The sequence below is a fragment of the Saccharopolyspora sp. NPDC049357 genome, from assembly GCF_040677225.1.
In the GTDB taxonomy this organism is placed as follows: Bacteria; Actinomycetota; Actinomycetes; order Mycobacteriales; family Pseudonocardiaceae; genus Saccharopolyspora.
On record NZ_JBFAQJ010000010.1, the window covers coordinates 18,997 to 45,036 of the forward strand.

General features: G+C 70.1%; 25 protein-coding genes. 7 read left to right on the plus strand and 18 right to left on the minus strand.

Annotation, left to right across the window (positions count from 1 at the left end):
- Positions 1 to 9 precede the first annotated feature (9 nt).
- The 4 genes from AB0J91_RS10885 to AB0J91_RS10900 are packed head-to-tail and all read left to right on the plus strand — an operon-like array spanning position 10 to position 3,539.
- A complete protein-coding gene (locus tag AB0J91_RS10885) occupies positions 10 to 1,065 on the plus strand; it encodes a thiolase domain-containing protein (protein ID WP_363866565.1) in 1,056 nt (351 codons plus the stop codon).
- Entirely contained in the window at positions 1,065 to 2,225 is a 1,161-nt protein-coding gene (locus tag AB0J91_RS10890; protein ID WP_363793056.1) for a thiolase domain-containing protein, read from the plus strand. Before AB0J91_RS10885 ends, AB0J91_RS10890 begins: the two co-directional genes overlap by 1 nt.
- Before the next feature lies 1 nt (position 2,226).
- Positions 2,227 to 3,096, plus strand: a complete 870-nt coding sequence (locus AB0J91_RS10895; protein ID WP_363866568.1) for a TIGR03619 family F420-dependent LLM class oxidoreductase — start codon at positions 2,227 to 2,229, stop codon at positions 3,094 to 3,096.
- A gap of 11 nt (positions 3,097 to 3,107) precedes the next feature.
- On the plus strand, positions 3,108 to 3,539 hold the full coding sequence (locus AB0J91_RS10900; RefSeq protein ID WP_363866570.1) for a nuclear transport factor 2 family protein: 432 nt from the start codon (positions 3,108 to 3,110) through the stop codon (positions 3,537 to 3,539).
- 164 nt (positions 3,540 to 3,703) lie between these two features.
- Here AB0J91_RS10900 and AB0J91_RS10905 read toward each other — a convergent pair whose 3' ends face one another.
- Complete coding sequence (locus tag AB0J91_RS10905; protein WP_363866573.1) at positions 3,704 to 4,930, minus strand: cytochrome P450; 1,227 nt, start codon at positions 4,928 to 4,930, stop codon at positions 3,704 to 3,706.
- 200 nt (positions 4,931 to 5,130) lie between these two features.
- Here AB0J91_RS10905 and AB0J91_RS10910 point away from each other — a divergent pair, with 200 nt between their 5' ends.
- A complete protein-coding gene (locus AB0J91_RS10910; protein ID WP_363866576.1) occupies positions 5,131 to 6,261 on the plus strand; it encodes a steroid 3-ketoacyl-CoA thiolase in 1,131 nt (376 codons plus the stop codon).
- A 178-nt stretch (positions 6,262 to 6,439) separates the two neighbouring features.
- On the opposite strand, the gene hsaB is transcribed toward AB0J91_RS10910, so the two are convergent.
- The 13 genes from hsaB to AB0J91_RS10975 form a co-directional block, all read right to left on the minus strand.
- Positions 6,440 to 6,994 carry a 3-hydroxy-9,10-secoandrosta-1,3,5(10)-triene-9,17-dione monooxygenase reductase subunit gene (gene hsaB, locus AB0J91_RS10915; RefSeq protein WP_363866579.1) on the minus strand — a complete coding sequence of 185 codons (555 nt, stop codon included), beginning with the start codon at positions 6,992 to 6,994 and terminating at the stop codon, positions 6,440 to 6,442.
- Positions 6,995 to 7,005: 11 nt separating this feature from the next.
- Positions 7,006 to 7,917: an iron-dependent extradiol dioxygenase HsaC gene (hsaC, locus tag AB0J91_RS10920; RefSeq protein ID WP_363793041.1), complete on the minus strand. Its 912-nt coding sequence runs from the start codon at positions 7,915 to 7,917 to the stop codon at positions 7,006 to 7,008.
- A 221-nt stretch (positions 7,918 to 8,138) separates the two neighbouring features.
- A complete protein-coding gene (gene hsaD, locus AB0J91_RS10925; protein ID WP_363866582.1) occupies positions 8,139 to 8,990 on the minus strand; it encodes a 4,5:9,10-diseco-3-hydroxy-5,9,17-trioxoandrosta-1(10),2-diene-4-oate hydrolase in 852 nt (283 codons plus the stop codon).
- Positions 8,990 to 10,168 carry a 3-hydroxy-9,10-secoandrosta-1,3,5(10)-triene-9,17-dione monooxygenase oxygenase subunit gene (hsaA, locus tag AB0J91_RS10930; RefSeq protein ID WP_363866585.1) on the minus strand — a complete coding sequence of 393 codons (1,179 nt, stop codon included), beginning with the start codon at positions 10,166 to 10,168 and terminating at the stop codon, positions 8,990 to 8,992. The genes hsaD and hsaA overlap by 1 nt, the downstream gene beginning before the upstream one ends.
- A 30-nt stretch (positions 10,169 to 10,198) precedes the next feature.
- Positions 10,199 to 11,242 (minus strand): 4-hydroxy-2-oxovalerate aldolase, encoded by a 1,044-nt coding sequence (gene dmpG / locus AB0J91_RS10935; protein WP_363866588.1) that lies wholly within the window; start codon positions 11,240 to 11,242, stop codon positions 10,199 to 10,201.
- Positions 11,239 to 12,144, minus strand: a complete 906-nt coding sequence (locus tag AB0J91_RS10940; RefSeq protein ID WP_363866591.1) for an acetaldehyde dehydrogenase (acetylating) — start codon at positions 12,142 to 12,144, stop codon at positions 11,239 to 11,241. The genes dmpG and AB0J91_RS10940 overlap by 4 nt, the downstream gene beginning before the upstream one ends.
- A 9-nt stretch (positions 12,145 to 12,153) precedes the next feature.
- Entirely contained in the window at positions 12,154 to 12,930 is a 777-nt protein-coding gene (locus AB0J91_RS10945; RefSeq protein WP_363866594.1) for a 2-keto-4-pentenoate hydratase, read from the minus strand.
- Positions 12,931 to 13,040: 110 nt separating this feature from the next.
- On the minus strand, positions 13,041 to 14,207 hold the full coding sequence (locus AB0J91_RS10950; RefSeq protein WP_363866597.1) for a lipid-transfer protein: 1,167 nt from the start codon (positions 14,205 to 14,207) through the stop codon (positions 13,041 to 13,043).
- Complete coding sequence (locus AB0J91_RS10955; protein WP_363866600.1) at positions 14,204 to 14,629, minus strand: MaoC family dehydratase; 426 nt, start codon at positions 14,627 to 14,629, stop codon at positions 14,204 to 14,206. The genes AB0J91_RS10950 and AB0J91_RS10955 overlap by 4 nt, the downstream gene beginning before the upstream one ends.
- Positions 14,630 to 14,699: 70 nt before the next feature.
- Positions 14,700 to 15,659, minus strand: coding sequence for an OB-fold domain-containing protein (locus AB0J91_RS10960; protein WP_363866603.1), 960 nt, complete (start codon positions 15,657 to 15,659; stop codon positions 14,700 to 14,702).
- A 13-nt stretch (positions 15,660 to 15,672) separates the two neighbouring features.
- The gene (locus AB0J91_RS10965) at positions 15,673 to 16,827 is read right to left on the minus strand and encodes an acyl-CoA dehydrogenase family protein (RefSeq protein WP_363793023.1); all 1,155 of its coding nucleotides are present in this window, start codon (positions 16,825 to 16,827) and stop codon (positions 15,673 to 15,675) included.
- A gap of 9 nt (positions 16,828 to 16,836) precedes the next feature.
- A complete protein-coding gene (locus AB0J91_RS10970) occupies positions 16,837 to 17,892 on the minus strand; it encodes an acyl-CoA dehydrogenase family protein (RefSeq protein ID WP_363866606.1) in 1,056 nt (351 codons plus the stop codon).
- A 191-nt stretch (positions 17,893 to 18,083) separates the two neighbouring features.
- A complete protein-coding gene (locus AB0J91_RS10975) occupies positions 18,084 to 20,183 on the minus strand; it encodes an acyl-CoA dehydrogenase (protein ID WP_363866609.1) in 2,100 nt (699 codons plus the stop codon).
- Positions 20,184 to 20,296: 113 nt separating this feature from the next.
- Between AB0J91_RS10975 and AB0J91_RS10980 the strand changes: the two genes are divergently transcribed.
- Positions 20,297 to 20,980: a class I SAM-dependent methyltransferase gene (locus tag AB0J91_RS10980; protein ID WP_363866612.1), complete on the plus strand. Its 684-nt coding sequence runs from the start codon at positions 20,297 to 20,299 to the stop codon at positions 20,978 to 20,980.
- Between the two features lie 225 nt (positions 20,981 to 21,205).
- On the opposite strand, the gene AB0J91_RS10985 is transcribed toward AB0J91_RS10980, so the two are convergent.
- Genes AB0J91_RS10985 through AB0J91_RS10995 form a run of 3 tightly spaced genes read right to left on the minus strand, consistent with a single transcriptional unit; the run spans position 21,206 to position 24,229 of the window.
- Positions 21,206 to 22,270, minus strand: coding sequence for a prenyltransferase (locus AB0J91_RS10985; RefSeq protein WP_363866615.1), 1,065 nt, complete (start codon positions 22,268 to 22,270; stop codon positions 21,206 to 21,208).
- Positions 22,257 to 22,970, minus strand: a complete 714-nt coding sequence (locus AB0J91_RS10990; protein WP_363866919.1) for a methyltransferase domain-containing protein — start codon at positions 22,968 to 22,970, stop codon at positions 22,257 to 22,259. Before AB0J91_RS10990 ends, AB0J91_RS10985 begins: the two co-directional genes overlap by 14 nt.
- Positions 22,971 to 22,972: 2 nt before the next feature.
- Positions 22,973 to 24,229, minus strand: a complete 1,257-nt coding sequence (locus AB0J91_RS10995; protein ID WP_363866618.1) for a glycosyltransferase family 4 protein — start codon at positions 24,227 to 24,229, stop codon at positions 22,973 to 22,975.
- A 172-nt stretch (positions 24,230 to 24,401) separates the two neighbouring features.
- On the opposite strand from AB0J91_RS10995, the gene kstR reads away from it, so the two are divergent.
- Positions 24,402 to 25,010, plus strand: coding sequence for a cholesterol catabolism transcriptional regulator KstR (kstR, locus tag AB0J91_RS11000; protein ID WP_363793011.1), 609 nt, complete (start codon positions 24,402 to 24,404; stop codon positions 25,008 to 25,010).
- Here the strand turns inward: kstR and AB0J91_RS11005 are convergent.
- Positions 24,996 to 26,024: an MBL fold metallo-hydrolase gene (locus AB0J91_RS11005; RefSeq protein WP_363866621.1), complete on the minus strand. Its 1,029-nt coding sequence runs from the start codon at positions 26,022 to 26,024 to the stop codon at positions 24,996 to 24,998. The two genes, kstR and AB0J91_RS11005, sit on opposite strands and share 15 nt — an antisense overlap.
- Positions 26,025 to 26,040: the final 16 nt, after the last annotated feature.

A 26,040-nucleotide genomic window follows, 5' to 3' on the forward strand; every position in this document is an offset into this window, starting at 1 on the left:
GGAGCTGGAATGACTGACGTCGCCGTCGTCGGCTTCGCACAGGCACCGAACGTGCGCGCCACCAACGGCACCACGAACGGTGTCGAGATGCTGGTCCCCATCTTCCAGGAGATCTTCGCCCAGACCGGGCTGTCGAAGTCCGACATCGGTTTCTGGTGCTCGGGGTCGTCGGACTACCTCGCCGGACGAGCCTTCTCGTTCATCGCCGCGATCGACGCGATCGGCGCGGTTCCGCCGATCAACGAGTCGCACGTCGAGATGGACGCCGCCTGGGCGCTTTTCGAGGCGTGGGTGAAGATCCAGACCGGCGAGGTGGACACCGCGCTGGTCTACGGCTTCGGCAAGTCCTCGTCCGGGAACCTGCGCCGCACGCTGGCCCTGCAGCTCGACCCCTACTCGGTCGCTCCGCTGTGGCCGGACTCGGTGAGCATCGCCGGTCTGCAGGCCCGGATGGGCCTCGACGCCGGGGACTACACCGAGCAGGACATGGCCGAGGTGGCGGCGCGAAACCGCGCTTCCGCCAAGGGGAACCCGAGCGCGCAGATCTCCGGGGCGTTCGACCCGCAGGAGCTGCTGACCGAGCCCTACCTCGCCGATCCGCTGCGCGCGCACGACTGCGCGCCGATCACCGACGGCGCGTCGGTGGTCGTGCTGGCCTCCGCCGAGCGCGCCAGGGAGATCCGCGAGCGGCCCGCCTACATCGGCGGGATCCAGCACCGCATCGAGTCCGGCAGCCTCGGCGCCCGCGACCTGCGGCGTTCGGTGTCCACCGAGGCCGCGGGCACCGCGCTGGGCACCGACGGGGTCGAGATCGCCGAGCTGCACGCGCCCTTCACCCACCAGGAGATCGTGCTGCGCAGGGCGCTCGGGCTGGGCGAGTCGGTCGCGGTCAACCCCTCGGGCGGGGCGCTGTGCGGGAACCCGATGTTCGCGGCCGGGCTGTCGCGCATCGGTGAAGCGGCCACGCAGGTCTTCGAGGGCAGGGCCGGAAAGGTGCTGGCGCACGCCACCAGCGGCCCCGCGCTGCAGCAGAACCTGGTGTGCGTGATGGAGGGACGAGGCTGATGGGCAAGCAGTTGGCGGCCGTGCTGGGGACCGGCCAGACCCACCACACCAGCAAGCGGCTGGACGTCTCGATGGCCGGGATGTGCCGCGAGGCGGTGGACCGCGCGATGGCCGACGCGGGAGTGGACTGGACGGACATCGACGCGGTGGTGGTCGGCAAGGCACCGGACCTGTTCGAGGGCGTGATGATGCCCGAGCTGCACCTGGCCGACGCGCTGGGCGCGACCGGGAAACCGATGCTGCGGGTGCACACCGCGGGATCGGTGGGCGGATCCACCGGCAACGTGGCGGCGAGCCTGGTGCAGGGCGGCGTGCACAAGCGCGTGCTGGCGGTGGCGTTCGAGAAGCAGTCCGAGTCCAACGCGATGTGGGCGCTGTCGATCGTTCCTCCGTTCAACATGCCGGTGGGCGCGGGCGCGGGCGGGTACTTCGCGCCGCACGTGCGCTCCTACATCCGCCGCTCCGGGGCGCCGACGCACACCGGGGCGATGGTGGCGGCCAAGGACCGGCGCAACGGTGCCCGGAACCCGTACGCGCACTTGAAGCAGCCCGACATCACGGTGGATTCGGTGATGTCCTCGCAGATGCTGTGGGACCCGATCCGCTACGACGAGACCTGCCCGTCCTCCGACGGGGCGTGCGCGGTGGTCATCGGCGACGAGGCCAGCGCGAACGGCCGCAAAGCGGCGTGGATCCACGCCACCGCGATGCGCACCGAGCCGACCACCTACGCCGGCCGCGACCAGGTCAACCCGCAGGCGGGCAGGGACGCGGCGGCGGCGTTGTGGAAGCAGGCCGGGATCACCGACCCTCTGTCCGAAGTGGACGCCGCCGAGATCTACGTGCCGTTCTCCTGGTTCGAGCCGATGTGGCTGGAGAACCTCGGTTTCGCCGCCGAGGGCCAGGGATGGAAGCTCACCGAGGCCGGGGAGACCGCGATCGGCGGACGGTTGCCGGTCAACCCCTCCGGCGGCGTGCTCTCGTCGAACCCGATCGGCGCCTCCGGGCTGCTGCGCTTCGCCGAGGCAGCGCGGCAGGTCACCGGTGATTCCGGGGAGAACCAGGTCGACGGTGCCCGGGTCGCGCTGGGCCACGCCTACGGCGGCGGCTCGCAGTACTTCTCCATGTGGGTCGTCGGATCGAACAAGCCGGGAGCCTGAAGTGAAGTTCACGATGTCGGTGGCGATGACGCCGCTGGACCAGCTGACCGAGCTCGCGCGCACCGCCGAGGAGTGCGGGTTCACCTCGATCGCGCTGCCGGACTCGCTGTTCTACTCCGAGCAGGTCTCCGCCGAGTACCCCTACACGCCCGACGGGTCCCGGATGTGGGACGCCGAGACGCCGTGGGTGGATCCGCTGATCGCCACCGCGGCGATGGGCGCGGCGACCTCGCGACTGCGGTTCTACACCTCGGTGCTCAAGCTCGGCCCGCGCAATCCCGTGCTGCTGGCCCGGCAGCTGGCCTCCGTCGCGTCGATGACCGGTGATCGCTTCGGCCTCGGGCTCGGACTCGGCTGGGCACCGGAGGAGTTCGAGTGGTGCGGCGCGCCGTACGCCAAGCGCGGAGCGCGGGTCGACGAGATGATCGAGATCATCCGGCTGATCCTCGGCGGCGGAATGGTCGAGCACCACGGGAAGTTCTTCGACTTCGACAAGCTGCAGATCTCCCCCGCCCCGTCCGAGCCGATGCCGATCTACGTCGGCGGGCACACCGAGCCGGCGCTCAAGCGCGCCGCGCGGGTGGGCGACGGCTGGGCCTCGGCGATGATGAAGCTGTCCGAGCTGCGCGAGACCATCGACAAGCTCGGCGAGTTGCGCGCCTCCTACGACCGGGCCGACGCGCCCTTCGAGGTCCAGGCGGTGTGCATCGACCGGTTCGGCGTCGACGGCTACCGCGAGCAGGCCGAGGTGGGCGTCACGGACGCGATCGTGGTGCCGTGGATCTTCGACGGGCACGGCTTCGACGCTCCCCTGGAGGCCAAGAAGGACTCCATCCGCAAGTTCGCCGCCGAAGTCATCGAGAACGTCTGAGGAGCCCGGAGATGAGCGGAGTGCACTGGAAGGCGACCCGCGAGGCCCATCCCGCCCGCGACGCCGCCCTGGCGTCGATGGAGGCGGTGGCGCGGGGCGCCAAGGACGACTGGCTGGCGCTGTTCGCCTCCGACGCGGTGGTGGAGGACCCGGTGGGACCGTCGGTGTTCGACCCCGACGGAAAGGGGCATCACGGGCGCGAGGGGATTTCGGCGTTCTGGGAGACCGCGATCGCCCAAGCCGAGCGCATCGAGTTCCACATCGACGACTCCTTCGCCTGCGGCAACGAGGTCGCCAACACCGGCAAGATCACCACCCACCTGCCGGACGGCTCGGCGATGGACGCCGAAGGCGTCTTCTCCTACCGCGTCGACGACGAGGGCCGCATCCAGGCGCTCAGGGCGTTCTGGGAGTTCGACCGCGCGGTGGCCACGCTGCACTAGCACCCGCGCGATGACGGCGCCGTTCCCCGCGGGGAGCGGCGCCGTCGTCGTGCGCGGGGGTGGTCTTGGTCCGAACCGTCCGTGATCGATGTCTGATTCGCCCGGTCGGTTCGGACCAGAACCGCCCGGTGGCGCCCCCGAGACCTCCCGGGAGCGCCATCGGGTCACCGGTACTGGACCCGGTACTCCTTGATGCCGTTGAGCCAGCCGGAGCGGAGCCGGCGGGGCTCTTCGAGCTGCCGGATGTCGGGCATGTGGTCGGCGATGGCGTTGAAGATCAGGTCCATCTCCAGCCGCGCCAGGCTCGCGCCCAGGCAGTAGTGCGCGCCGGTGCCGCCGAAGCCGACGTGCGGGTTCGGATCGCGGGTGATGTCGAACTTCTCGGGCTGGTCGAAGACCTCGGGGTCGAAGTTGGCCGAGCTGTAGAACATCCCGACCCGCTCGCCCTTCTTGATCTGCACCCCCGACAGCTCGGTGTCGGCCATCGCGGTGCGCTGGAAGGACACCACCGGGGTGGCCCAGCGGACGATCTCGTCGGCGGTGGTCTCCGGGCGCTCGCGCTTGTACAGCTCCCACTGGTCCGGGTTCTGCATGAAGGCGTGCATGCCGTGGCTGATCGCGTTGCGCGTGGTCTCGTTGCCCGCCACCGCCAGCAGGATCGTGAAGAAGCCGAACTCGTCGTCGCTGAGCGCGCTGCCGTCGACGTCGGCTTCCACCAGCTTGGTGACGATGTCGTCCATCGGGCACTTGCGCTTCTGGTCGGCCACGCCCATGAAGTAGCCGAGCATCTCCGCCGCGGCGGTCTCCGGATCGATGTCGTACTCGGGGTCGTCGTAGGCGACCATCTGGTTGGACCAGTCGAAGATGTCCTTGCGGTGGTCCTGCGGCACGCCCAGCAGCTCCGCGATGGCCTGAAGCGGCAGTTCGCAGGCGATGTCGGTGACGAAGTCACCCGTGCCGGACTCCAGGGCGCCGGAGGCGATCGCCTCCGCCCGCTGGTGCAGCACCTCCTTGAGGCTGTTGACGGCGCGCGGCGTGAAGCCGCGCGCCACCAGGCGCCGCACCTTGGTGTGCTCCGGCGGGTCGATGTTGAGCATGACGAACCGCTGCATCTCGATCTGCTCGCGGCTCATCTCCTCGTTGAACCGGATGATCGCGGTGTTCTCGTACGTCGAGAACACGTCGCTGCGCCGGGAGATCTCCTTGACGTCGGCGTGCCGGGTGACGACCCAGTACCCCTCGTCGTCGAATCCCGATTTCCGGAACGGTTGCTTGTTCCACCAGATGGGCGCGGTACGCCGGAGCTCCGCGAATTCCTCCAGCGGCACCCGCTCGGAGTAGAGGTCGGGGTCGGTGAAGTCGAAGCCTTCCGGAAGGCTCGGTGCTACCACGGCTACCTCCTGCGCTGCACGAACTGAAACGAGTTCTATGTGAAGCGAACCACAAGATACGGGTTCGGTAAACCCCTTTCACCGCACATGAATCCTACAACCAAAGGGAAAGATCGTTTGGCGCGCGACAGCACCATGGCGGATGGAGATAACATGTTCTAGATTTGAGTGGGCAGTGATCGCGGTGAGAGGAGATTCAGGTGGGCACTCCGGTGATCGTGGAGGCGGTGCGCACGCCGATCGGCAAGCGCAAGGGCTGGCTGTCCGGGCTGCACGCCTCGGAGATCCTCGGCGCCGCACAGCGCGGCCTGCTCGACCGCGCGGGCGTCGACCCGGCGTCGGTGGAACAGGTCATCGGCGGCTGCGTCACCCAGGCGGGAGAGCAGGCGGGCAACGTCACCCGGACCGCCTGGCTGCACGCCGGACTCCCGCAGGGAACCGGCGCGACCTCGATCGACGCGCAGTGCGGATCGGCGCAGCAGGCCACCCACCTCATCGCCGGGCTCATCGCCACCGGCGCCATCGAGATCGGCATCTCCTGCGGCGTGGAGGCGATGACGCGAGTGCCGCTGGGCAGCAACATCGGCACCGACGTGGGACGTCCGAAGCCCGACTCGTGGGACATCGACCTGCCCAACCAGTTCCTGGCCGCCGACCGCATCGCGGCACGTCGCGGCCTCACACGCGACGATTTGGACCGGTTCGGCGCCCGATCGCAGGAACGGGCTCAGCTGGCGTGGCGGGAAGGGCGGTTCGACCGGGAGATCGTCCCGGTCCGCGTCGGCGACGACGAGGTCACCCGCGATCAGGGGCTGCGCGAGACCAGCCTCGACGCCCTCGGCGGGCTCAAGCCCGTCCTCGACGACGGGCTGCACACCGCGGGCAGCTCCTCGCAGATCTCCGACGGCGCGGCGGCCCTGCTGCTGATGGACTCCGACCGCGCCCGGGCCCTGGGGCTGCGTCCCCGCGCCCGGATCGTCTCGCAGTGCCTGGTGGGCGCCGAGCCCTACTACCACCTGGACGGCCCGGTGCAGGCCACCGAGCGGGTGCTCAGCCGCAGCGGCATGAAGATCGGCGACATCGACGTCTTCGAGGTCAACGAGGCGTTCGCCTCGGTCGTGCTGTCCTGGGCCGGCGTCCACGGACCGGACCTGGACCGCGTCAACGTCAACGGCGGCGCCATCGCGCTGGGCCACCCGGTCGGCAGCACCGGCGCCCGCCTGCTCACCTCGGCCCTCCACGAGCTCGAACGCAGCGACGGCACCACGGCACTGGTCACCATGTGCGCCGGAGGAGCCCTCTCCACCGGCACCATCATCGAACGCCTCTGATCCCGGGGTGCGGGTGCCGCCTCGCCCCTCACCCCGCGGCGGCACCCGCGCACCCGCTCCCGAAACGGCTCCCCCACCAGGCACAACCGTGCGGGACGCCGGAATACCGCCGTAATCAGGTGCCTGAAACACCGCCGTATTCCGGTACCGGATTACGGCGGTGTTCGGGGTTCTGGTGTCAGAGCCAGTCTTCTGGGGTTCCGGTGAGGAAGTCCTCGGGCCAGTAGCGGGCTGGTGTTGTGGGGCGGGTGATGCCCGTGTAGGCGCCCTTGTAGAAGAGGAGGGGGTCCTCGGCCGTGGTGTCGCCCAGAGTGCGGACGCGGCCGAGGACGATGTGGTGGTCGCCGCCGTCGAGGACCGACTCGACCTCGCAGTCGAGCCAGGTGAGGGCGCCGTCGAGGACGGGGGCACCCGAGGGTGCCGGGGTCCAGTCCAGGTCGGCGAACTTGTCCTCGCCTCGGCGCCCGAACACCGCGGACACCTCCTGCTGCCCGGCAGACAGCACGTTGACGCAGAAGTGGCCGGCGCGCTCGATGAGCGGCCACGTGCGGGAGGCCTTGCCCGGGCAGAACAGGACCAGCGGCGGGTCCAGGGACAGCGCCGAGAAGGACTGGCAGGCGAAGCCCACCGGCTCTCCGTCGCAGGTGGCGGTCACCACCGTGACGCCGGTGCAGAAGTGGCCGAGCGTGCGCCGGAACGCGGCGCCGTCGACCTCCGGGACCACGGCTTCCATCGCCCCTCCCCTCACTGCCCGGGCGGCCGGTTGCCGACCGAGAAGTCGTGACCCCACAGGCTGACCGCCGTGCTCTCGCGGGCGATCCAGTCATCGTCGTCGACTTGCCTTCCCTCGCAGCCGAATTCGACGTCGAACCCGCCCGGGGTCTTCATGTAGAACGACAGCATCAGGTCGTTGACGTGCCTGCCCAGCGTCGCCGACATCGGCACCTCGCGCCGGTAGGCGCGGTCGAGGGTGAGCCCGACGTCGTCGACGTCGGCGACCTCGACCATCAGGTGCACGATGCCGCTGGGCGTGGGCATCGGCAGGAACGCCAGGCTGTGGTGCCGCGGGTTGCAGCCGAAGAACCGCAGCCACGCGGGCTCGCCGTCGGCGGGCCTGCCGACCAGTTCCGGCGGCATCCGCATCGAGTCGCGCAGCTTGAACCCGAGGACGTCGCGGTAGAACCGCAGCGCCGCCTCGTCGTCGTGGGTGGACAGCACCACGTGCCCCAAGCCCTGCTCGTCGGTGACGAACGTGTGCCCGTAGGGGCTGACGACCCGCCGGTGCTGCAACGCGGCGCCGTGGAAGACCTCCAGCTCGTTGCCCGAGGGGTCGCTGAAGCGGATCAGCTCCATCACCCGCCGGTCCGCGAGCTCGTCGGTGGTCCCCTCCTTGAACGGAACCCCGTTGGCGTTCAACGAGTCCCGCACCTCCTGCAGACCGGCCGCGTGCTCGGCCTCCCAGCCGGCGTGCAGCAGCCGGTCCTGCGAACCGGGCACGATCACCAGCCGCGCCGGGAAGTCGTCCATGCGCAGGTACAACGCGTCCGGGTCGGTCCCGCTGCCCTCGACCATGCCGAGGACCTTCAGGCCGTACACCCGCCACGCCTCGATGTCGGTGGCCTCGATGCGCAGGTACCCGAGCGAGCGAATGCCCATGGGGGACCCTCCCTTGCTTTCTCAGAAGCGCTGGTCTGCTTGTTTCGCGGTGCGGGTAGGGGAACCTCAGCGGCTCCGTGGACTCCGCGCGCCACGACTGATGTATGCCAATGCACGGCGTCGAGGCGTGCTCACCACGAAGCCGCTGAGAACCCCCGGCAGTGCAAGCGTCGAGGGCGCTCGCCGGAAGCGAAAGCGGCTCCGCCACTTCAAACACCAAGTCAGTCGGTCAGGAAATCTCGGGTGATGCGGTTGAACTCGTCGAACTTCTCCAGCTGTGCCCAGTGACCGCAGCGTCCGAAGACGTGCAGCTGGGCGCGCGGGATGAGCTTGAGCGCCACCAGCGCCCCGTCCAGCGGGTTGACCCTGTCCTCGCGGCCCCAGATCAGCAGGACCCGCTGCCGCAGCTTGTAGGCCTCCCGCCACAGCAGGCCCTCTTCGAAGGATTCCGGTTGGGAGAAGGACTTCCCCATCGCCTTCATCGCGGCCAGCGATTCCGGCGCGCTCGCAGCGGCGAAGCGCTCGTCGAGCAGCTCCTCAGTGATCAGCGACTGGTCGTAGACCATAGTCCGCAGGAACGCCTCGAGCTTCTCCTTGGTCGGTCCGGGCGGCGCCGCGAACTGGCCGAGCTTCTGCACGCCTTCGGTGGGGTCGGGTGCGAACACGTTGATGCTCAGCCCGCCCGGCCCCATCAGCACCAGCCGGCCCGCTCGGTCCGGGAAGTTCAGCGCGAAGCGCACCGCGGTGCCGCCGCCGAGCGAGTTGCCCAGCAGGTGCGCCTTGTCGACGCCCAGCGCGTCGAACAACTCCTTGAGGGCGTTCGCGCTGTGGGTGAAGTACTGGCCGTGCTCGGTCGGTTTCGACGACTTGCCGAATCCGGGCTGGTCCACGGCGATGACGTGGAACTCCTCGGCGAAGGCGTCGATGTTGCGGCTGAAGTTGCTCCACGCCGACGCCCCGGGACCGCCGCCGTGCAGCATGACCACGGTGGACTCGTTGCCGACCCCGGCCTCGTGGTAGTGCAGCGTCAGCCCGGAGGGCAGCGTCGCGTCCTGGCTCTTGATCTCCACCATCAGACCATCGAATCCTTCACCGGTAGACCGAATTCCCCGCTGCCGAACATCGTGTAGGCGCGCTCGGCGTCGTTGGCCGCGTGCACCCTGCCTGCGTGCGCGTCCCGCCAGAACCGCTGGATCGGCGTGCCGGACTGCAGCGCCCGGCCGCCGGAGTTCTCGAAGAGCCGGTCCACCGCGGAGATCGCCCGCGCGGTGCCGCGCACCTGGTCGCGCCGGGCCTTGAGCCGCAGCGACATCGGCACCTCCTCGCCCGCTCGGAGCAGGGCGAGCTCCTCGGCGATGTTGGTGGACAGCTGCAGCCACGCGGCGTCGATCTCGCTGGCGGCCTCGGCGATGCGGACCTTGGCGAACGGGTCGTCCTTGGCCTGCTCACCGGCGTAGGCGGCCCGGACCCGCTTGGCCTGGTGCTCCACGTGCGCGTCGTAGGCGCCCTGCGCCATGCCGATGATCGGGGCGGTGATCGTCGAGGGGTGCACCGTTCCCCACGGCAGCCGGTACAGCGGCGCGGTGTTGATCTCGTGGCCGGGGCACTGGGTCTTCGACATCGCCATGAAGCTCAACGCCCGGTGGGAGGGGATGAACACGTCGTCCACGACGATGTCGTTGCTGCCGGTGCCGCGCAGGCCGACGGTGTCCCACACGTCGTTGATGGCGTAGTCGCCCAGCGGCAGCAGGTAGGTGCAGAAGTCGACCATCTTGCCGTCGCCGTCGAGGGCGGGCCCGCCGACGAACACCCAGCTCGCGTGGTCGCATCCGGACGAGAAGCTCCACTTGCCGGACAACCGGTAGCCGCCGTCGACGACCGTGGCCTTGCCCATCGGCGCGTAGGAGGACGAGATTCGCGTGTTGGTGTCCTCGCCCCAGACGTCGTCCTGCGCCTGCTGCGGGAACAGCGCGAGGTGCCAGGGGTGCACGCCGAGGATGGAGGCGACCCAGCCGGTGGAGCCGCAGGCGCCGGCGATGAGCTTCACCGCGGTGTAGAACTCCACCGGGTCGGCCTCGTAGCCGCCGTAGCGCTGGGGCTGCAGCAGCGAGAAGAAGCCCGCTTCCTGCAGTTCGGCGATGGATTCCGCCGGGATCTTGCGGCCGTCCTCGGCCTGCTGCGCTCGATCGCGCAGCGAGGGAAGCAGCTTGCGCACCGCTTCGAGAACTTCTGTGCTGTCCCGCTCACTCATGCAGCGCTCCGTTCGAGAGTTCGGGTCTTGTCACTCGGCTTTTTCGCGTGTGAGCTCCAACGCGATGTCGATCAGCTGGTCCTCCTGGCCGCCGACGAGCTTGCGCTCACCGGCCCGGACCAGCAGCTGCGCCTGGCTGACGCCGTAGCGCTCGGCCTGGTTGGCGGCGTGCTTGAGGAAGCTGGAGTACACCCCGGCGTAGCCCATCATCAGCGCGGAGCGGTCGAGCAGGCATTCCTCGGGCATCGCCGGGCGCACCACGTCCTCGGCGGCGTCGGCGATGGCGAAGAAGTCCACCCCGGTCCGGAATCCGAGCTTGTCGCACACGGCGACGAACGCCTCCACCGGCGTGTTGCCAGCTCCCGCACCGAAACGCCTGGCGCTGCCGTCGATCTGAACGGCACCGGCGCGCGCGGCCGCCACGGAGTTGGCCACGGCGACGCCGAGGTTCTCGTGCCCGTGGAAGCCGATCTGCGCGTCACCGCCGATCTCGGCGTCCAGGGCCTGGACCCGCTCGGCGACCTGCTCCAGCACCAGCGCACCGGCGGAGTCGACGACGTAGACGCACTGGCAGCCGGCGTCGACCATGATCCGCGCCTGCTTGGCCAGCACCTCGGGCGGCTGGGAGTGGGCCATCATCAGGAAGCCGACGGTCTCCATGCCCTGCTCGCGCGCGAGCCCGAAGTGCTGCACGGAAACATCGGCTTCGGTGCAGTGGGTGGCGATCCGGCACACCGAAGCGCCGTTGTCGCGCGAGATGACGATGTCGTCGGTGACGCCGACGCCCGGCAGCATCAGGACGGCGATCTTGGCGTGGCGCGCGGTCTCGGCCGCCAGGGTGATCAGCTCCTGCTCGGGGGTGCGCGAGAAGCCGTAGTTGAACGAGGATCCGCCGAGCCCGTCGCCGTGGGTCACCTCGATCACCGGCACACCGGCGCCGTCGAGCGCGGTGACGATGTCGCGCACCTCGTCGGCGGTGAACTGGTGGCGCTTGTGGTGCGAGCCGTCGCGCAGCGAGGTGTCGGTGATGCGCAGGTCGAGCTCGTCGCTGTAGGTCTTGGGCAGTCCGGTCACCGCGCGGCCTCCTTCTGCAGCGCCCCGGTGCGGGCGAGCTCCTCGCCGACCCGCACGGCGGCGGCGGTCATGATGTCGAGATTCCCGGAGTACTTCGGCAGGAAGTCGCCCGCACCCTCGACCTCGACGAACACCGCGACGCGGGCCTGGCCGCCGGTGACGGCCGAGGGCGGGTCGAACTGCGGCTCGGACAGCAGCCGGTAGCCGGGGACGTACTCGGCGATGTCGGCGGCCATGCGGGTGATCGACTCGCCGATGGCGTCGGCGTCGGCGTCGGCCGGGATGGCGCAGAAGATGGTGTCCCGCATGATCATCGGCGGGTCGGCCGGGTTGAGCACGATGATCGCCTTGCCGCGCTCGGCTCCCCCGATGACCTCGATGCCCTTGGCGGTGGTGCGGGTGAACTCGTCGATGTTCGACCGGGTTCCAGGTCCTGCCGACACCGAGGCCACGGAGGCGACGATCTCGGCGTAGGCGACCGGCACGACCCGCGAGACGGCGTGCACGATCGGGATGGTCGCCTGCCCGCCGCAGGTGATGAGGTTGATGTTCGGCGCGTCGAGGTGCTCGTCGATGTTGACCGGCGGCACCACGTACGGGCCGACGGCGGCCGGGGTGAGGTCGATGGCGCGGATGGCGCGCTCGGCGTAGCGCGGTGCGTTGGCCTTGTGCACGTAGGCCGAGGTCGCCTCGAAGACGATGTCCGGGCTCTCGTTGTCCAGCAGCCAGTCCACGCCCTCGGCGCTGGCGCTCACGCCCAGGTCGGCCGCGCGGCGCAGGCCGTCGCTGTCCGGGTCGATGCCGATCATCCAGGCCGGTTCGACGTCCCTGGACCGGCTGAGCTTGTAGAGCAGGTCGGTGCCGATGTTGCCCGACCCGACGATGGCCGCCTTCGCGGTCATGACGCCCCCCTAGGGTTTCGCGGTGAGACCGACGGTGCCGAGACCGGAGAACTCGGCGCGGAACACGTCTCCGGGCCGCAGGTCGATGGCGCGGGTGCAGGATCCGGGCAGCACGACGTTCCCGGCGCGCAACCGCACCCCGAACCCGGCGACCTTGTTCGCCAGCCAGGCCACGGCGGTGGCGGGGTTGCCCAGCACCGCGTCGGAACGGCCCTCGGCGACGACCTCGCCGTTGCGGTGCAGGACGGCGTCGATGCCTCGCGGGTCGAGCTCGGCGGGCGCCACCCGCTGCGCTCCGAGCACGTAGCCAGCGGAGGAGGCGTTGTCGGCGATGGTGTCGGCGATGCCGATCCGCCAGTCGCGGATCCGGCTGTCGATCAGCTCGATCGAGGGGATCAGCGCCTCGGTGCGGTCGAGGACGCCCTGCTCGTCGCAGTCCGGCGGGATGTCCTCGGCCAGCAGGAATCCGACCTCGACCTCCACCCGCGGGTAGCAGTAGGCGCGGGCATCGATCGGAACGTCCTCGGCCAACCGCATGTCGGCCAGCAGGTGCCCGTAGTCGGGTTCGTCGACGCCCATCATCTGCTGCATCGCCGGCGAGGACAGTCCGACCTTGTGCCCGGCGACCGCGATGTCGCGGCGGCGGATGTTGATCAGCTGGATCTCGTAGGCGTCGACCACGTCGATGTCCGGGTGCGACTCGACCAGCGGCGGGATCGGGGCCCGATCCCGCTCGGCCCGCCACAACCGCTCGGCGAGCCCTTCCCGGGTCTCGGCACTGAGCATTCGACCTCCCGACCACCGACTGGAACAGGTTCCCTCTCGCACTGGAACCGGCTCACATGCTGCTACGCGCTACATCATACCGCCCAACGCGGCAAAATCTATAACATGTTTCAGTTCGCCGTGAGGACCAGTCCGCTGGTGGGGACGCCGGTTCCCGCGGTCACGAGGACGTTGTCGACGTCATCGACCTGGTTGACCGCCGTTCCCCGGATCTGGCGGACCGCCTCGGCGATGCCGTTCATCCCGTGGATGTAGGCCTCCCCCAGCTGACCGCCGTGGGTGTTCAGCGGCAGCCGCCCGCCGTGCTCGATGGCGCCGTCGGCGATGAAGTCCTTGGCCTCGCCTCGGCCGCAGAACCCGAGCTCTTCGAGCTGGACCAGCACGAACGGCGTGAAGTGGTCGTAGAGGATGCCCACCTGCACGTCCTGCGGACCGATCCCGGACTGCTCCCACAGCTGCCGCGCCACCAGACCCATCTCCGGCAGGCCGGTGAGGTCGTCGCGGTAGTAGCTGGTCATGGTGAACTGGTCCGGCCCGCTGCCCTGGGCCGCTCCCGCCACGACCGCTGGCGGGTGGGCCAGGTCGCGAGCGCGGTCCAGGCTGGTCACCACCAGCGCGACCCCGCCGTCGCTCTCCTGGCAGCAGTCCAGCAACCGCAACGGCTCGGTGATCCACCGCGAGTTCTGGTGGTCCTCCAGGGTGATCGGCCGCTCGTAGAACCAGGCGTGCGGGTTGGTGGCGGCGTGCTTGCGGTCGGCGACCGCGATGCGGCCGAAGTCCTCGCTGGCCACGCCGTAGGAATGCATGTAGCGGCGGGCGAACATGGCCACCTGCGCGCCCGGCGTGCCCAGGCCCATCGGGTAGGACCAGCTGTTGTCGACGCCCGTGGAGGTCGCCTGCCCGGACAGCCCGGCGTTGAACTGGCCGAACCGCTGCCCGGAGCGCTCGTTGAAGGCGCGGTAGCAGACCACGACCTCGGCCATCCCGGTCGCCACCGCCATCGCCGCCTGCTGCACGGTGGCGCAGGCCGCGCCGCCGCCGTAGTGGATGCGGCTGAAGTAGCTCAGGTTCGGGATGCCGACCTCGCGGGCCACCGCGACCTCGGTGTTGGTGTCCATCGTGAAGGTCACCAGACCGTCCACATCGGACGGATGGATCCCGGCGTCGGCCAGCGCGCCGCGCACGCACTCGGCGGCCAGCTGCAGCTCGCTGCGTCCGGAATCCTTGGAGAACTCGGTCGCGCCGATGCCTGCGATGGCGGTCTTTCCTGAGATCATCGGGCCACCTCCGGGAGTTCCAGCCGAACCCGGCCGGTGACGTGGGTGCCGAGCTGGTTGCGGCCCAGCACCTCGACCACGAACACGTCGTCACCGCGTTCCAGGACCTGTCCGTGCATGGTCAGGGTGTCGTAGGCGTAGCAGGGCACGCCGAGCTTGATCGACACCCCTCGCACCAGCGCCTCCGGGCCGGCCCAGTCGGTGACGTAGCGCTGCACCAGGCCGGTGGTCGTGAGGATGTTGAGGAAGATGTCCTCGGACCCCTTGGCCTGCGCCAGATCCCGGTCGTGGTGCACGTCCTGGAAGTCGCGCGTGGCGATGGCCGTGCTGACGATGAAGGTCGGAGTCGCCTCGATGCGCTCCTCCGGCAGCGCGTCGCCGATCGCGACCTCGCCCGCCGTGCGCGTGTGCGCCAAAGTCATGCTGTCTCCAGTGCTCTGCGGGACACCCGCACCCGGTCGGACGAATGAGCACGCGAAGCGAAAGTGTCACTCATTCGTCCTCCGAAGGTTTCCAGTACGGCAAGGTCAGTTCGTCGTCGATGCGCTGGTAGGCGACCTGGACGCGCTGCCCGATCGTCACCTCGTCGGGCTCGACGTCGTGCAGCTCGCCGAGGATCCGCACGCCCTCGTCGAGTTCGACCAGCGCGATCACCAGCGGCAGCTTCTTGCCCGGGATCGCGGGCCGGTGGTGCACGACGTAGCTGTAGACCTCGCCGAGCCCCTCGGAGACCAGGTGCGTGCGCTTGGTGGCACCGCACTCCGGGCACATCGGCCCAGGCGGGTGCCGCAGCAGTCCGCAGCCGCCGCAGCGCTGGATGCGCAGCTCGCCCGCGGCCGTGCCTTCCCAGAAGTACGCGGTGTCGCGGTTGATCGCGGGCCGGACGACCTCGGCCGGTGGCTCCGGTTCCGGCTCGGCCTCAGCGCTCTTGGCTTCGGCCGGCTTGAACTTCAGGACCCGGAACATCATCTCGGCCACGGGCTCGTCACCGACGTACCAGGTGTTGCGGGTGGTGACGAACCAGCCCTCGCCGAGCCCGGTCGTCTTCGGCCCGACCACCGAGTCGAGCTTGGTGGTGACCACGACCTGCTCGTCGTGCTCGAGGTAGCGGTGGTAGGTCTGGTCGCAGTTGGTCGCGACGACCGAGGTGTACCCGGCCGCGTCGAGCTCGCCCATCATGGCGTAGAGCGGGTCGTCGGGGTCGCGCTGCGGGTTGAGCCCGCCCATCGTCCACACCTGCGCCATCGCCGGCGGCGCGACGAGTCCACCGTGGACGGACACGGCCGCGGCCTCCGCCGAGGTGTAGACGGGGTTGGCGTCGCCCATCGCCTCGACCCAGTTGTTGATCATCGGCAGGTTGACCGGATCGCGCGCCGGACGCGGCGCGCTGGAACCGCGCTCGGCGATCCGCTTCGCCGCCAAGCGGATCTCGTCGGCCTCAGTGCTGGTCATGACACTCCCCTCCTCAGCGCGGTACCCGCGGAAGCCCCAGCCCGGCGGTGGCGATCAGTTCTCGCTGCACCTCGCTGACACCGCCTCCGAAGGTCAGCACGATGTTGCGCTTGGCCTGGACGTCCAGCCATCGCATCAGTTCTGCGGTGTCCTCATCGGACGGATCTCCGTGCCGACCGACGATCTCCTCCAGCTCGCGACCGAGCATCTGCACGGTCTCGGAGGAGAACACCTTGGTCGCCGAGGCGTCGGCGACCTCCACCGGACCGAGCGACGCCGAGGCAGCGACCTGCCAGTTGAGCAGTTCGTTGACCCGCTCGAACGCTCGCACCCGCGCGAGAACCCGTCGCACGTCGGGTCGTTCGAGCAGGTCGTGCTCGCGGGCCCACGCGTGCACCCGCTCGCGCAGCCCGCCGGTGCGACCGGACGGGCCGAGCATGACGCGCTCGTGGTTGAGCTGCGTGGTGATCAGCTTCCAGCCGCGGTCCTGCTCCCCCACGAGCATCGACGCCGGAACCCGCACGTCGTTGAAGTAGGTCGCGTTGACGTGGTGCGAACCGTCGGCGGTGATGATCGGCGTCCACGAGTAGCCGGGGTCGCTGGTGTCGACGATGAGGATCGAGATGCCCTTGTGCTTGGGCGCCTCGGAGTTCGTGCGGCAGGCCAGCCAGATGTAGTCGGCGTCGTGCCCGCCGGTGGTGAAGATCTTCTGCCCGTTGACCACGTACGAGTCGCCATCGCGCACGGCCGTGGTGCGCAGCGAGGCGAGGTCGGTGCCGGCTTCGGGCTCGGTGTAGCCGATCGCGAAGTGCACGTCCCCGGCGAGGATCTTGGGCAGGAAGAAGGACTTCTGCTCCTCGGTCCCGTAGGTCTGCAACGTCGGCCCGACCGTCTGCAGCGTCACCGACGGCAGCTGCACGTCGGCGCGGGACGCCTCGTTGGCGAAGATGTACTGCTCGACGTCCCCGAAGCCGCGCCCGCCGTACTCCTCCGGCCAGCCCACGCCCAGCCAGCCGTCGCGGCCCATCCGGCGCACCACAGCGCGGTGCGCGTCGTCGTGCCGGTCCACGGCGAGGGCTGCCCGCTCCTCGTCGGTGACGAGGTTGCCGAAGTACTCCCGCAGTTCGGCCTGCAGCTCGCGCTGCTCCTCGGTGAGTTCGATGAACACGGCTTCTCCTCAGGCGTGTCGGGCGAGGACGTCGACGCGGTGCTCGACCCCGCCTGCGAGCCGCGCCAGGTCCTTGACCTGCGAGTAGTAGCGGTGCATCGGGTAGGTGATGTCCACGCCGAGCCCGCCGTGCAGGTGGTGGCAGGTGTGCATCGCCGCCGGCGCCTGGTCGGTGAGCCAGAACGCGGCTACGTCGAGGTCCTCCCCGGCGTCGCGCCCGGTGCCCAGCCGCCAGGACGCCGACAGCGCCGCGAGGTGCAGGGTCCGGTTGACCACGTAGACGTCGGCGATCTGCTGCGCGACGGCCTGGAACGCCGCGAGCGGCTTGCCGAACTGGTGGCGCGTGCGCAGGTGCTCGGCGGTGAGCTCCAGCGCTCCCGCCACGGCGCCGTCGCCGAGCGCGCACATGCCGGCCAGCGCGCAGGCGTGCACGTCGTGGAGGAGCGATTCGCCTGGTGCGCCGAGGATTTCACCGTCCACGCCGTCGAGGTCGACGACCCATTCGGTGCCGACCGAGGACTTCACCGAGTGCAGCGTGACGCCGTCGGCGTGCGGATCGACCAGCACGATCGCGGGGCCGTGCTCGGTGCTCGCCGACACGAGCAGCCGGTGCGCGGTGTCGGCGTGCAGCACACCGGTCTTGCGCCCGGTGACGCGCGTTCCCTCCGCCACCGCGCGGGGTTTCGCGGGCAGCGGATCGGAGACCTCGTTGAGCGCCGCGCTGAACACCCGTCCCGGTTCGGCGAGGAGCCGCTCCTGCTGGGCCTGCTCGGCGTGCCTGGCGATGGGCAGGACTCCCAGGGCGAGGGTCGCCAGAGCCGGAACGCCGACCCCGGTCTTGCCGACCTCGGCGAGCACCAGACCGACCTCCAGCGGGCCGAGCCCGGCACCGCCGAGGCGCTCGGGAACAGGCAGCGACAGCAGGCCCGACTCGCCGAGCGCCTTCCACACCGACTCGTCGAAACCGATTCCAGTTGAGGCGGCGGCCCGCTCGGTCTCCCGTGCCAGAACTTCGGCCGCCAGATCCCGCACTGCCTGCTGCGTCTCTCCGAGCGTGAACTCCATCCCGCCCCCTAGACCAACCCTGGCCACGTTGTGAAACTTGTTCTACTTCTACCGCCTGAGCGAGCCCCGGCGCAAGCCTCGGGAACCGCCTGCGATCGGCGAATCCGCTTTCCCGCGTTCAACCGCACCCGACCGACCCCCGACGGGCACGCGGCCACTCGGCACGCAGGGGGAGCCGACCGCGGGAACGATCAGCGAGGCAGTCCGAGGATTCGCTCGGCGACCACGTTGAGCAGGACCTGAGTCGTGCCACCGGCGATCGACAGCGCGCGGGTGAGCAGCACCTCGTGCACCGGCTCGGCCTCCATCACCAGCGCCTCGGTGCCGAGCATCTCGACGCCGAGCTCCGCGACGTTCTGGCGGTGCCACACGCCCAGCAGCTTCTCGACGCTGGACTCCGCGCCCGGCCCCCGCCCGTGCAGGCTGCGCAGCGTCGCCCGCAGGCGCAGCAGTGAACCGGCCAGGCCGTCCACGACCGCGCCCCCGAGGCGTTCGCGCAGCGACGGATCGGTGTCCCCGGAGGCGGCCAGCAGCCGTTCGACCTCCTGGCCGAGGCTCGACCCGCCACCGAGCGCGACGCGTTCGTTGGCCAGCGTGGTGCGCGCGAGCTTCCAGCCCTGACCCGGCTCGGCGACCAGGCATTCGTCGGGGACGAAGACGTCGTCGAGGAACACCTCGTTGAACCGCTCCACGCCGGTGATCTCCCGCAGCGGCCGGACCGTGATGCCCTCCGAGCGCATGTCGACCAGGAAGTAGCTGATACCGCGGTGCTTCGGCGCGTCCGGGTCGGTGCGGGCGAGGCAGATGCCCCAGTCCGCTTCCTGCGCGAGGGAGGTCCACACCTTCTGGCCGGTCAGCTTCCAACCGCCCTCGACGCGTTCGGCCTTGGTGCGCAGGCCGGCGAGGTCGGAACCCGCTCCCGGCTCGGAGAACAGCTGGCACCAGGTGATCTCGCCGCGCAGCGTCTGCCAGACGAACCGCTCGCGCTGGGCGTCGGTGCCGTGCTCGACGATCGTCGGCACCGCCCAGTTGCCCACCACCATGTCGGGGCGTCGCACGCCCGCCCGATCCAGCTCCTCGTCGATGAGCAGCTGCTCGTGCGGGCTCGCGCCGCAGCCGTAGGGCTGGGGCCAGTGCGGGGCGAGATAGCCGGTCTCGGCGAGCCGGATCCGCTGCTGCTGCGGGGAAAGCGCCGCGATCTCCTCGACCGAGCCGCGGATCTCGCCGCGCCGGTCCTCGGGGAGTTCGGCGGACAGGCTCAGCCTCCGCCGCACGCCCGACGCCGACAGCTCGGCCACGCGGCTGCGCCAGCCCGCCGAACCGCCGACGATCTGGCGCAGCGCCAGCGCGCGGCGGAGGTAGAGGTGCGCGTCGTGCTCCCAGGTGAAGCCGATGCCGCCGAGCACCTGGATGCAGTCCTTGGCGACCTCCACCGCGGCATCGAAGACGGCGGCTCCGGCCGCGGCGGCGGCGAGCGGGTGCTCCTCCGGCGCGTCCTCGGCGGCCCGGGCGGCGTCCCAGGCCAGGGCGGTGGCCTTCTCCACCCGGCACAGCATGTGCGCGCATAGGTGCTTGACCGCTTGGAACGATCCGATGATCTGCCCGAACTGCTCGCGGGTGCCCGCGTGGTCGACGGCGGTGCGCAGGCACCAGCCGGCGATCCCGACGGCTTCGGCAGCCGCGAGCGTGACCGCGAGATCGCGCACCTCCCGGTCGCCGACGACGCGCGCGGCCGGGACGGTGACCTCGTGCAGCACGACCTCCGCGACCGGCCGGGACACGTCCAGCGACGGCCGCGCGCGGAGCTCCGCCCGCTCGGCTTCGACCAGGAACCACGCGGGACGGTCGTCCACCCGGGCGCACAGCAGCAGGTGGGTCACGCCCGCGGCTCCCGCGACAGCGGCGACGCGACCGGAAACCACCAGCCCGTCACCTGTTTCGGTGCCCACGAGCTCTCCGGGCTCCAGCGCGACCGCGGCGGTGGCCCGGCCCTCGGCGAAGTCGGCGTCGCCCAGCAGCGCGACGACCACGGCGGTGGACCACACCGGCCCGGGCACCAGCGCGTCGGCGGCCTGCTCCAATCCGGCGGCGAGGTCGGTCAGCGTGCCGAGCCCCTCGGTGATCAAGGAGAACACGCCGATCTCGGTCAGGCCGGTCCAGGTCTCCTGCTCGTGCCAGACCGGGGCGTCGGCGTTCTCCAGCTTGCGCACCGGGTCGGTGCCCGACCCCTCGGCCCACGATCGGATGGACTCCTGCAGGGCCCGCTGCTCCTCGGTGATCGCGATCGGCACTACGCCTCCTCGTCCGCGCCCGCACTGCGAGAATTAGAACATGTTCTAACAAGCTAGCGGGTGGACCGGGTACGCTGCAACGCGCATCAGTACCGATTCGAAAGAGGCACCACGTGACGCAGGGATCGACCACCGACCGCGAGCACCACCCGTCGATGCCTGCGGAACTGCTCGACCTCGCCGAGCAGGCGACCGGGTTCATGCCCACGGACGAGGGCCTGGCGCTTCACGAGACGGCCCTGGCTCACCTGGGCGAGGGCGTGGGCGTGGAGATCGGCACCTACTGCGGGAAGTCGACGATCTTCCTGGGCGCGGCGGCCCGGCGCACCGGCGGCCGGATCGTCACCGTCGACCACCACCGCGGCTCCGAGGAGCACCAGCCCGGCTGGGAGTACCACGACCCGGACCTGGTGGACCCCACCGTCGGCAAGCTCGACACCCTCGGCGAGTTCCGCCGCACCATCGCCCGAGCCGGCCTGGAGGACGAGGTCACGGCCATCGTCGGCCGCTCCGGCGCGATCGCCGAGTTCTGGCGGACGCCGCTGACCTTCGTGTTCATCGACGGCGGGCACACCGAGGAAGCCGCCATCACCGACTACGAGGGATGGGCCCACTGGCTGGTTCCCGGCGGCGCCCTGGTCATCCACGACGTCTTCCCGAACCCGGAGGACGGCGGCCAAGCGCCCCACAACATCTACCGCCGAGCCCTCGCCACCGGCGCCTTCACCGAAACCCGTGTCACGGGCTCCCTCCGAGTCCTCGAACGCACCGCAGGCGAGCCCGGCACCCTCCCCTGACCCAGACATTTCCAATTTCGCGCGAAATTCGAGCGCAACTTCTCCCCCTCCAACTTCGCGCGAAATTCGAGTCCCACCCCCTGACCAGGCGATACACGCCCGAGCGCGGGGGAGGATTCGAATTTCGCGCGAAGTTGTGGCGCCGTTCGGGCCATTCAAATTTCGCGCGAAATTCGAAAAACCCCACTCGGCCGGGTGGTTTTGTCGGCCGAGTGGGGTGCTGCGTCAGCGGGTGCGTTCGTAGGCGCAGCAGGCGGCGTTCTCGACCGGGAGGCCGCTCGGGAGGTCTTCGCCTCGGAAGATGCCGTTGCCCAGCGAGGTTCGAGTCAGGGCGTCGGTGGCGAGGACGACCGCTGCGGCGGTCCAGGAGGACTGCTCCTCCGGCCAGCGCTTGCCGTCGGCGAAGACGAAACCCGTCCAGTACGAGCCGTCGGGGTCGCGGAGGTGCTGCATCGCGGCCAGCTGCCGCACGGCGCGGTCGTGCTCGCCGAGCGCGTCCAGGGCCAGCACGAGTTCGCAGGTCTCGGCCCCGGTGACCCACGGGTGGTCGTCGACGCAGCGAATCCCCAGATCCGGCACTACGAAGTCGTCCCAGCGCTCGTCGATGCGCCGCAGCCCGGCCTCGCCCCGCACGGCACCGCCGAGGATCGGGTAGTACCAGTCCATCGAGTAACGGGTCTTCGGCGTGAACGCCTCCGGATGCCTGCGCAGCGCGTGCCCGAGGCGGCCGACGGCCACCTCCCAGCTCGGCTGCGGCACGCCGACGCGGTCGGCCAGCGCCAGCGCGCACCGCAGGCTCTGGTGGATGCTGGAGCTGCCCGACAGCAGCGCCTCACCGGTCGGCCCGGCTTCGCCGATGCCCCAGTCGATTTCGCCGCGCTGGTGCTGCGCGGTGAGCACGAAGTCGATGGCGTCGCGCACCATCGGCCACATCCGCTCGGCGAACGAGTCGTCACCGGTGATGAGCACGTGGTGCCAGACGCCCACCGCCGGGTAGGCGCAGTAGTTGGTGTCGGCGCCGGCGTCCTCGACCACGCCGTCGCGCACCTGGAGCGGCCAGGAGCCGTCGGAGCGCTGGGTGGCGCGCAGCCACTCGTACGCCCGCTCCGCCTCCGCGAGCTGCCCGATCACCGACAGCGCCATCGCGCACTCCACGTGGTCCCACGGGTCGGTGTGACCGCCCGGGAACCACGGGATCTCCCCGGAGGGGAGCTGAACGGACGCGATGGCCTTGCCGGTCTGGACGAGCGCCTCCGCGGAGACGACGCCCGGCAGCTCAGGCGCCGGCACGAGGTTTGCCCAGGTAGATCGCAATGCTCTTGCCCGCGATCGGGTTGAGCAGCTTCTCGGCGGTCCGCGAGATCCACGGCGCCTTCATCATGTCCCACACCAGGAACGAGTGGTACGCCTTGGCCAGCGGGTGATCGTTGTTGTCGGTTCCCACCGCGCACTTGATCCACCAGTACGGCGAGTGCAGCGCGTGCGCGTGGCCGCGGAAGACGTAGCGCAGCCCGGCGTCGGTGAGCTTGCCGATCAGCTCGTCGGCGGAGTAGATCCGCACGTGGCCGCCTTCGACCTGGTGGTACTCGTCGGACAGCGCCCAGCAGATCCGCTCCGGCCAGGCGCGCGGGACGGTGACCACGACGCGCCCGCCGGGCTTGACCACGCGGACGAGCTCGCGCATCGCCTTCTCGTCCTCGGGGATGTGCTCCATGATCTCCGAGGCGATGACGACGTCGAACTCGCCGTCGGCGAACGGCAGGGCCAGCGCGTCACCGGAGACCGTCTGGGCCTTGGCGCCCTCCGGCACCTCGCCCTCGTCCTTCATCGCGGCGAACATCGCGGCGACGTTCTCCAGCTCTTCGACGTCCTGGTCGAAGGCGGTGATGTCGGTGCCGCGCCGGTACAGCTCGAAGGCGTGCCGGCCACCGCCGCAACCCAGGTCCAGCACCCGCTGTCCCGGCCGCACACCGAGCCTGTCGAAGTCCACCGTCAGCAACGCGTTGCTCCCTTCCCACCGCGCGGGCTGCGCGCGATCGCTTCGGCGTAGCAGTCGACGGTCGCCGCTGCCACGGATTTCCAGCTGTAGCGGGCCAGCACCCGCTCGCGCCCGTTGGCGCCGAGCCGGGCGCGGTGCTCCGGCGAGTCCAGCTGCCGGGCCAGCGCCTTGGCCAGCGCTTCGGCGTCGCCCGGCGGCACCAGGTCGGCGCACTCCCCGTCAGGACCGGCGACCTCGGGGATCGCACCCGCGCGGCTGGCGACCAGCGGCGTGCCGCAGGCCATCGCCTCCACGGTCGGCAGCGAGAACCCCTCGTAGAGCGAGGGCACGCTGGCGACCTCGGCGGAGCCCAGCAGCTCGGCCAGCTCCTCGTCGCTGATGCCCTTGACGGTGCGCACCACGTCGCCGATGGCGAGTTCCTCGATGCGCTGCTCGGTCGGGCCTCCGGGGGTCAGCTTGCTGACCAGCACCAGCTCCACTTCGCGTTCGGTGCGCAGCTTCGCGACGGCCTCCAGCAGCGTGCCGACCCCCTTCATCGGGGTGTCGGCGCTGGCCATGGCCACGATGCGACCGGGGACGCGCGGCCGGGTCGGCGGCTTGAACACCTCGGCGTCCACGCCCAGCGGCACGACGCGCAACTGCTCGGGGCCGACGCCGAAGTCCTCGCGGATGTCGTCCGCGGAGTTCTGCGACACGGTCAGCAGCTGCGGGATCTGGCGGGCGACGCGGGCCTGCATCCGGGTGAAGCCGTACCAGCGGTGCACGGTGATCTTGCGCCAGCCCCTGGCGGCGGCGAGGTCGACCCGGCGGTCGTGGGTGATCGGGTGGTGAACCGTTGCGACCAGCGGAATCCCGGCGCGCTGCAGGGAGAGCAGACCCGAACCCAGGCACTGGTTGTCGTGCACCACGTCGAACTCGTGCGAGCGGGCCTTGAGCAGCCGCGCCGCGCGCATGCTGAAGGTCATCGGTTCCGGGAAGCCCGCGGTCCACATGGTGCCGACCTCGAGCAGGTCGATGTGGTCGCGCAGCTCGCGCCAGTGGGGGGTGCGGAACGGGTCGTCGTCGTTGTAGAGGTCGAGGCTGTCCACGGGTGTCAGGTCCACGCCGGGGTCCAGATCCGGGTAGGGCTGACCGGAGAACACCTCGACGTGATGTCCCAGCTCGGCGAGGCCGCGGCTGAGGTAGCGGACGTAGACACCCTGTCCGCCGCAATGCGGCTTGCTTCGATAGGAAAGCAACGCGATCCGCACGATTCACCTCACACTGCCCGGGGGCCGCGGGCTGGGTAGACTGGAACATGTTTCGGTCGAGGTAACCCGCTTACCTTAACCCGTTAGTAGCCCCGCACGATGAGCCGCGTGGCGACGAACACGCTTCGCCGTCACCTGATGTCCGTCGACTGTTCAAGGAGAGCCCCCGCCCATGGAAAGCTCGCAGAACGTGCTGGAAGCGCTCCGGGGCGGCAGCAACACCGGAACCACGGCGCAGGCCGAGCGGCGCAAGCGCATCATCGACGCCACCATCGCGCTGGCCAGCAAGGGCGGCTACGACGCGGTGCAGATGCGCGCGGTCGCCGAGAAGGCCGACGTCGCTCTGGGCACCCTGTACCGCTACTTCCCCTCCAAGATTCACCTGTTGGTGGTCGGCTTGGCGCGGGAGTTCGCGCGCGAGCAGGAGAAGATGGACCGGTCGAAGATCCCCGGCGACACGCCCTACGACCGGGTGCTGCACGTGCTCAACCGCACCACCCGGCAGCTTCAGCGCAACCCGGAGCTGACCGAGGCGATGACCAGGGCGTTCATGTTCGCCGACACCTCGGTCGCCAACGAGGTCGACACCGTGGCGCTGCTGATGGAGCAGCTGTTCACGCACGCCATGACTCCCGACGAGCCCACCGAGGAGCAGCGGGCGATCGCGCGGGTCATCGGCGACGTCTGGCTGTCCAACCTGGTCGCGTGGGTGACCCGCCGCGCCTCGGCCACCGACGTGTCCAACCGGCTCGAACTGACCGTTCGGCTACTGCTGGCCTGAGTACTCCAGGACATCACCGTTCTGAGCGGCGGTGAGTTCGCCGCGCGTGACCAGCAGGTCGAGGTGCGCGCTCGTCTCGCCGACCGCCAGCACCTGGTTGAACAGGTCGAGATCGGCGAAGTCCTTGTTCCGCCGCGTCCAGCCGAGCTTGAGGGCCGCTTCGTAGGCGGTTCCCGCACCGTCGCGGACGACCTCGGCCGTCTGCTGCAGGCGCTCGTCGTGGTGGCGCAGCAGCTCGTCGATGCGCTGGTGGGAGCTGCCGCCGACGGGCCCGTGCGCGGGCAGCAACCGCAGGTCCGGGTAGGTCTGCATCAGCCGCAGCGAGTCCAGGAAGTCGCCGAGCGGCAGCTCCGGCCGGGCCGATTCGACGCCGATCGAGGGCGTGATGTGCGGCAGGATGTGGTCGCCGGAGAACAGCGTCGAGGAGTCGGCGTCGAGGAACACCACGTGTCCCCGGGTGTGCCCGGGTGTCGGCACCGCGAGCAGGGTGCGCGATCCCAGCGGGATCTCGACCTTGCCGTGCAGCCACTCGTCCGGCTGCTCGTAGGGGTTCTCCCCCTTGCGCTCCGGCGGTGCGCCGCCGTAGGCCTCGGCGAGCTTGCCGAGCAGTTCCTGCGCGCCCCAGCGCTGCAACCGCCGCATCTCGGCGAGTTCGGTGCCGCCTTCGAGGATCGCGTCCATCGTGGGCTGCTCACCGGCGCCGAGGCTGATCTTGGAACCGAAGGTGCGGCGCAGCTGCACCGCGAGCGTGTAGTGGTCGCGGTGCACGTGGGTCACCAGGAACCGCTGCACGTCGGCGAAGTCGTAGCCGATCTCGCCGAGGCCCTTCTCCAGCTGCGTGCGCGCTTCCTCCAGCGCCCAGCCGGAGTCGATGAGCACCAGCCCGTCGGAGTCCTCGATGGCGTAGACGTTGACCGCGCGCAGTCCGTCGTTGGGCAGCGGCAGCGGAATCCGGTGCACGCCAGGCCCGACCTGTTCCACGCCGGGCTCGATCCACGCGTGCCGATCGCTCACCGTTGTCCTCCGAGTT

Bases quoted from the DNA above. Each gene is read 5' to 3' on its own strand.
- AB0J91_RS10885 (WP_363866565.1), top strand. From the start codon at position 10: ATGACTGACGTCGCCGTCGTCGGCTTCGCACAGGCACCGAACGTGCGC.
- AB0J91_RS10890 (WP_363793056.1), top strand. From the start codon at position 1,065: ATGGGCAAGCAGTTGGCGGCCGTGCTGGGGACCGGCCAGACCCACCAC.
- AB0J91_RS10900 (WP_363866570.1), top strand. From the start codon at position 3,108: ATGAGCGGAGTGCACTGGAAGGCGACCCGCGAGGCCCATCCCGCCCGC.
- hsaB (WP_363866579.1), bottom strand. From the start codon at position 6,994: ATGGAAGCCGTGGTCCCGGAGGTCGACGGCGCCGCGTTCCGGCGCACG.
- hsaC (WP_363793041.1), bottom strand. From the start codon at position 7,917: ATGGGCATTCGCTCGCTCGGGTACCTGCGCATCGAGGCCACCGACATC.
- hsaD (WP_363866582.1), bottom strand. From the start codon at position 8,990: ATGGTGGAGATCAAGAGCCAGGACGCGACGCTGCCCTCCGGGCTGACG.
- hsaA (WP_363866585.1), bottom strand. From the start codon at position 10,168: ATGAGTGAGCGGGACAGCACAGAAGTTCTCGAAGCGGTGCGCAAGCTG.
- AB0J91_RS10940 (WP_363866591.1), bottom strand. From the start codon at position 12,144: ATGACCGCGAAGGCGGCCATCGTCGGGTCGGGCAACATCGGCACCGAC.
- AB0J91_RS10945 (WP_363866594.1), bottom strand. From the start codon at position 12,930: ATGCTCAGTGCCGAGACCCGGGAAGGGCTCGCCGAGCGGTTGTGGCGG.
- AB0J91_RS10950 (WP_363866597.1), bottom strand. From the start codon at position 14,207: ATGATCTCAGGAAAGACCGCCATCGCAGGCATCGGCGCGACCGAGTTC.
- AB0J91_RS10955 (WP_363866600.1), bottom strand. From the start codon at position 14,629: ATGACTTTGGCGCACACGCGCACGGCGGGCGAGGTCGCGATCGGCGAC.
- AB0J91_RS10960 (WP_363866603.1), bottom strand. From the start codon at position 15,659: ATGACCAGCACTGAGGCCGACGAGATCCGCTTGGCGGCGAAGCGGATC.
- AB0J91_RS10970 (WP_363866606.1), bottom strand. From the start codon at position 17,892: ATGGAGTTCACGCTCGGAGAGACGCAGCAGGCAGTGCGGGATCTGGCG.
- kstR (WP_363793011.1), top strand. From the start codon at position 24,402: ATGGAAAGCTCGCAGAACGTGCTGGAAGCGCTCCGGGGCGGCAGCAAC.